Source organism: Pseudomonas sp. P4_C1 (assembly GCF_056402155.1).
Genome location: NZ_JBFUHY010000123.1, coordinates 2,501 through 7,900, shown reverse-complemented (window position 1 = coordinate 7,900; position 5,400 = coordinate 2,501). Strand labels below are relative to the sequence as shown.

6 protein-coding genes (1 of these 6 running past the window's edge) are annotated in these 5,400 nt (G+C 60.0%); 2 read left to right on the top strand and 4 right to left on the bottom strand.

The annotated features are described in order from the left end of the window. The 4 genes from AC1DU9_RS29020 to AC1DU9_RS29005 form a co-directional block, all read right to left on the bottom strand. The coding region (locus AC1DU9_RS29020; protein WP_477811203.1) for an NAD(P)(+) transhydrogenase (Re/Si-specific) subunit beta at positions 1 to 329 on the bottom strand (329 nt) is incomplete at its 3' end. Next, on the bottom strand, positions 326 to 676 hold the full coding sequence (locus AC1DU9_RS29015; RefSeq protein ID WP_046042645.1) for an NAD(P) transhydrogenase subunit alpha part 2: 351 nt from the start codon (positions 674 to 676) through the stop codon (positions 326 to 328). The genes AC1DU9_RS29020 and AC1DU9_RS29015, both read right to left, overlap by 4 nt. Positions 677 to 687: 11 nt before the next feature. Continuing rightward, positions 688 to 1,809 carry a Re/Si-specific NAD(P)(+) transhydrogenase subunit alpha gene (locus AC1DU9_RS29010; RefSeq protein WP_477811202.1) on the bottom strand — a complete coding sequence of 374 codons (1,122 nt, stop codon included), beginning with the start codon at positions 1,807 to 1,809 and terminating at the stop codon, positions 688 to 690. Between the two features lie 435 nt (positions 1,810 to 2,244). Then, positions 2,245 to 3,144, bottom strand: coding sequence for a LysR family transcriptional regulator (locus AC1DU9_RS29005; RefSeq protein ID WP_223464005.1), 900 nt, complete (start codon positions 3,142 to 3,144; stop codon positions 2,245 to 2,247). A gap of 157 nt (positions 3,145 to 3,301) precedes the next feature. Here AC1DU9_RS29005 and AC1DU9_RS29000 point away from each other — a divergent pair, with 157 nt between their 5' ends. Together AC1DU9_RS29000 and AC1DU9_RS28995 are read left to right on the top strand one after the other, a co-directional pair. Continuing rightward, on the top strand, positions 3,302 to 4,483 hold the full coding sequence (locus AC1DU9_RS29000) for an acyl-CoA dehydrogenase (RefSeq protein WP_008053124.1): 1,182 nt from the start codon (positions 3,302 to 3,304) through the stop codon (positions 4,481 to 4,483). 11 nt (positions 4,484 to 4,494) lie between these two features. Continuing rightward, positions 4,495 to 5,400, top strand: the 5' portion of a protein-coding gene (locus AC1DU9_RS28995) for a CaiB/BaiF CoA transferase family protein (protein ID WP_477811201.1). 315 nt of this gene lie beyond the right edge of the window; only the first 906 of its 1,221 coding nucleotides appear in the window; it begins with the start codon at positions 4,495 to 4,497; the stop codon falls past the right edge of the window.

The following is a 5,400-nucleotide window of genomic DNA, read 5'->3' as shown; positions in this document are numbered from 1 at the left end:
ACGGCGATGAACACCGCGGCCAGGCCGATCATGCTGTGCATGAAGGCGACCAGTTCGGGCATCTTGGTCATTTCAACGCGTTTGGCCATGATCGAACCGGCCGTGCCGCCGATCAGCAGGCCGACGATCACGTAGACGATCCCGTCCTGGGCAAGCTCGGCGCCGAGCTTGTAGATCAGGCCGACCGTGGTGAGGATGGCCAGGCCCATGCCGAGCATGCCGAACAGGTTGCCGCGGCGCGACGTGGTCGGGTGCGAGAGGCCCTTGAGCGCCTGGATGAAGCAGACCGAGGCGATCAGATACAGGGAAGTAACCAGGTTCATGCTCATGCTTGCTGCACCTCGGCCTTGACTGCGGCGGCCTTGGCAGCCGGCGCTTTGGCCGCTTTTTTCTTGAACATTTCCAGCATGCGCCGGGTCACCAGGAAGCCACCAAACACGTTGACCGCGGCCAGGGCCACGGCCAGGGTGCCCATGGTCTTGCCCAGCGGGGTCACGGTGAGGGCGGCGGCGAGCATGGCGCCGACGATSACGATGGCCGAGATGGCGTTGGTCACCGCCATCAGYGGYGTGTGCAGGGCCGGTGTSACGTTCCAGACCACGTGGTAGCCGACATAGATCGCCAGCACGAAGATGATCAGGTTGTAGATACCGTGAGAGATCAGCATGTCTTCCATTGTTTTTATCCTCAGCCGTTCTTGCGCACGATCTGGCCGTCGCGGCACATCAGGCACGCGGCGACGATATCGTCTTCCAGGTTGATCACCAGTTGTCCKTCTTTATCGAACAACAGTTTCATGAAGTCCAGCAGGTTGCGGGCATACAGCGCCGAAGCATCGGCCGCCACGGCGCTGGCCAGGTTGGTCGGGCCCACGATGGTCACGCCATGTTCGACGACCACCTGATCGGCCACGGTCAGCGGGCAGTTGCCRCCCTGGGCGGCCGCGAGGTCGATGACCACCGAACCCGGTTTCATCTGGGCCACGGTTTSYGCRCTCAGCAGCGTCGGTGCCTTGCGGCCGGGAATCAGCGCGGTGGTGATCACGATGTCCGCCTGCTTGGCGCGTTCGTGCACGGCCGCRGCCTGGCGCTGCATCCAGCTGGCCGGCATCGGGCGGGCGTAACCGCCGACACCGACGGCGCATTCACGTTCTTCGTCGGTCTCRTAAGGCACGTCGACGAACTTGGCGCCGAGGGATTCGATCTGCTCTTTCACCGCAGGACGCACGTCGGACGCTTCGATCACCGCCCCCAGGCGTTTGGCGGTSGCGATGGCCTGCAARCCGGCCACGCCGGCACCGAGRATCAGCACGCGCGCCGCTTTCACGGTGCCCGCCGCSGTCATCAGCATCGGCATGAARCGCGGRTAGTGGTGCGCGGCCAGCAACACGGCYTTGTAACCGGCGATGTTGGCTTGCGAGGACAGCACGTCCAGGCTCTGRGCRCGGGAGGTGCGCGGYGCCGCCTCCAGGGCAAAGGCGGTAATGCCGCACTCGGCCAGCTTGGCGATGGTTTCGTTGCTGAACGGGTTGAGCATCCCCACCACAACGGTGCCGCTTTTAATCAGCGCCAGCTCGCTGTYGCTGGGCGCGACCACCTTCAAAATCAGCKCTGCGCCAAACGCGTCATTGGCGCTGCCAATGGTKGCGCCGGCCGCTTCATAGGCACTGTCGACAACGCTGGCATTGACGCCGGCGCCGCTTTGTACAGTGACCTTATGACCCTGGCTGATCAGCTTCTTGATGGTTTCCGGGGTTGCGGCAACCCGTGTTTCACCGGTCTGGGTTTCGAGAGGAACACCAATGTGCACGTCAAATCTCCTGCGTGATCTTGTTGAGTAAACCCAGGCACTACGGATGGTGCGGCTGGGGCGGCCGATCAGCACGATCCCGCCGAATCAGGGCGGGGCGCGGCATTTTGCAGGCGAACTTTGTGCCCTTCAAGGGATTATGACGGGTGACGGAAAATTAACTACAAGTCACCCCGTGACCGAATGTCGCAACCAACCGGCTCTATCCCTTGCAGACCGTGCTTTGCAAGGATTCTGGCCGAAATTGAAGAATTTACACATCGGCCGTATGAATGATGCGGCATCGCTTCGAAATAGTGGCGCAAAGCCGCGTGGTCAGGCGCTTGTGGGGCGTTTGTACGACTTCTCGACACAGTTTGCTGGTATGCGACAAATACGTATATCTGTAGGTCTTTATATTTGCTGACTACGGGGTCAGGTAACGCTAATAGTCCTTTATCCTTCTAGGTTGTAGCTGTGCGCCTGATTTACCAGCCAGTCACGAAATGCCCTCAAAGACGCGGACTCGACCTTTCGCTCAGGAATCATCAGGTAATAAGCCTTGATGCTGGACAGTGCTTGCGGGTTGGCGATCACCAGGCGTTTCTCTTTCAGCTCACGTTGAATCAGGAACGGCGGGATCAGGGCAATGCCCATGTCGTGCATGGCCGCCTGGGCGAGCATGGAGAATAGCTCGTAGCGGGGGCCTGTCATGTCTCGCGGGACATTCAGGTGTTGGGAATCGAACCATTGGCGCCAGGCATAGGGGCGGGTGGTTTGTTGCAGAAGAGGTAGGTCGGCGATTTCGCCGGGCGTCAGACTGGTCTTGTTTCCGAGCAGGTTGGGGCTGCAAACGGGCATCGGATTTTCACCCATCAGCCTGTGGGACTCTGTACCCGACCAATCCGCATCGCCGAAATAGATCGCCGCATCGAAATCAGTGTCGGCAAACAGGAACGGTCGTGTGCGGTTGGTCAGGTTGACCGTCACTTCCGGGTGTTTTTGCTGGAAGTCCTTGAGTCGCGGCAGCAGCCATTGGGTGCCGAAGGTCGGAACCACCGCCAGTTCGATCACATTGGCACCTTGCTGGCCCATCACGGACAAGGTGTCGCGCTCAACGGCATCGAGTTGAGTGGCCACTCGACGGCTGTAGGAGAGGCCGGCTTCCGTAAGCTTGACCCCGCGCCGCGAGCGTCGGAACAGTTCCACACTGAGGAACTCTTCAAGGCTGGCGATCTGTCGGCAAATCGCCCCTTGGGTCAGCGAAAGTTCCTGGGCGGCCTTGGTGAAGCTTTCGTGGCGCGCCGCGGCCTCGAAGCTGATCAGGGCGGTGGTGCTGGGTATCTTTCTGCGCATGTACGTCAACCTCACTAATACATCGCATAAATGCTCTTTTGCGATGTTTCGGAGTGATAAATTAGCACAACACTATGCGAAATCCTCGTTTGCCGTGGCCCCGATCCGGGCCTAGGATCAGTCCACGTTATTTGACCCGATTCGAGAGGACACACTCATGGGCGGTAAAGCTAGCTTCAACTGGATCGATCCCCTGCTGCTGGATCAACAGCTCACTGAAGAAGAACGCATGATTCGCGACACGGCTGCGCAATTCGCTCAGCAAAGCCTTGCGCCGCGCATCCTCGAAGCTTTCCGTCATGAGAAGACCGATCCGGCGATCTTCCGCGAAATGGGCGAAGTCGGCCTGTTGGGCGCAACCATCCCCGAGCAGTACGGTGGCAGCGGCCTGAACTATGTCAGCTATGGCCTGATCGCCCGTGAAGTCGAGCGCATCGACTCCGGCTATCGCTCGATGATGAGCGTGCAGTCCTCGCTGGTGATGGTGCCAATCAATGAATTCGGTACTGAAGCGCAGAAGCAGAAGTACCTGCCGAAACTGGCGTCGGGCGAGTGGATCGGCTGCTTCGGCCTGACTGAGCCTAACCACGGCTCCGACCCGGGTGCGATGATCTCTCGTGCGCGCAAAGTGGAAGGCGGCTACAGCCTCACCGGCAGCAAGATGTGGATCACCAACAGCCCGATCGCCGATGTGTTCGTGGTCTGGGCCAAGGACGATGCCGGCGACATCCGCGGCTTCGTTCTGGAGAAAGGCTGGAAAGGCCTGAGCGCTCCGGCGATTCACGGCAAAGTGGGCCTGCGGGCTTCGATCACCGGTGAAATCGTGATGGACAACGTGTTCGTTCCGGAAGAGAACATTTTCCCGGACGTCCGTGGCCTGAAAGGTCCTTTCACTTGCCTCAACTCGGCACGTTACGGCATCTCCTGGGGTGCGCTGGGTGCAGCCGAGTTCTGCTGGCACACCGCTCGCCAGTACACCCTGGATCGTCAACAGTTCGGTCGCCCGCTGGCCGCCACTCAGTTGATCCAGAAGAAGCTGGCCGACATGCAGACTGAAATCACCATGGCGCTGCAAGGCTGCCTGCGTCTGGGTCGCATGAAGGACGAAGGGACCGCTGCAGTCGAAATTACCTCGATGATGAAGCGCAACTCTTGCGGCAAGTCCCTGGACATCGCGCGCATGGCTCGCGATATGTTGGGCGGCAACGGCATCTCCGATGAGTTTGGTGTCGCGCGTCACCTGGTCAACCTGGAAGTGGTGAACACCTATGAAGGTACTCATGACGTCCATGCACTGATCCTTGGTCGTGCGCAAACCGGCCTCCAGGCGTTCTATTAAGGAGAACGTCCATGGGCGCGCTATCGCATCTACGGGTACTGGATTTATCGCGGGTGCTGGCCGGGCCTTGGGCCGGGCAGATTCTGGCCGACCTTGGCGCCGAAGTGATCAAGGTCGAGCGTCCGGGTAACGGCGATGACACGCGCGCCTGGGGGCCGCCGTTCCTTAAAGACGCTTATGGCGAGAACACCAGCGAGGCCGCCTATTACTTGTCGGCCAATCGCAACAAACAATCGGTCACCATCGACTTCACACGCCCTGAAGGGCAGAAGCTGGTGCGAGAGCTGGCGGTCAAGTCGGACATCCTGATCGAGAACTTCAAGGTCGGCGGTCTGGCGGCCTATGGTCTGGACTATGAATCGTTGAAGGCGATCAATCCGGATCTGATCTATTGCTCGATCACCGGGTTCGGTCAAACCGGTCCTTACGCCAAACGTGCGGGTTATGACTTCATGATCCAGGGGCTGGGCGGCCTCATGAGCCTGACGGGGAGACCCGAAGGTGAGGACGGCGCGGGCCCGGTGAAGGTTGGCGTGGCGCTGACGGACATCCTGACCGGGCTGTATTCGACTGTCGCGATCCTGGCTGCGCTTGCGCATCGGGATCATGACGGTGGTGGTCAGCATATCGATATGGCTCTGCTGGACGTGCAGGTGGCTTGTCTGGCCAACCAGGCAATGAACTACCTGACGACAGGCAATGCGCCTAAGCGCCTGGGTAATGCTCATCCGAATATCGTGCCCTATCAGGATTTTCCTACGGCGGATGGCGATTTCATCCTTACCGTCGGGAACGATGGGCAGTTCCGCAAGTTTGCGGAAGTGGCCGGGCAGCCGCAGTGGGCGGACGATCCGCGTTTTGCCACCAACAAGCTGCGGGTGGCAAACAGGGCAGTACTGATTCCGCTGATCCGTCAG

What these genes read in the sequence shown, in the direction of transcription:
- AC1DU9_RS29005 (WP_223464005.1), bottom strand. Translation starts at nt 3,144, where the DNA reads ATGCGCAGAAAGATACCCAGCACCACCGCCCTGATCAGCTTCGAGGCC.
- AC1DU9_RS29000 (WP_008053124.1), top strand. Translation starts at nt 3,302, where the DNA reads ATGGGCGGTAAAGCTAGCTTCAACTGGATCGATCCCCTGCTGCTGGAT.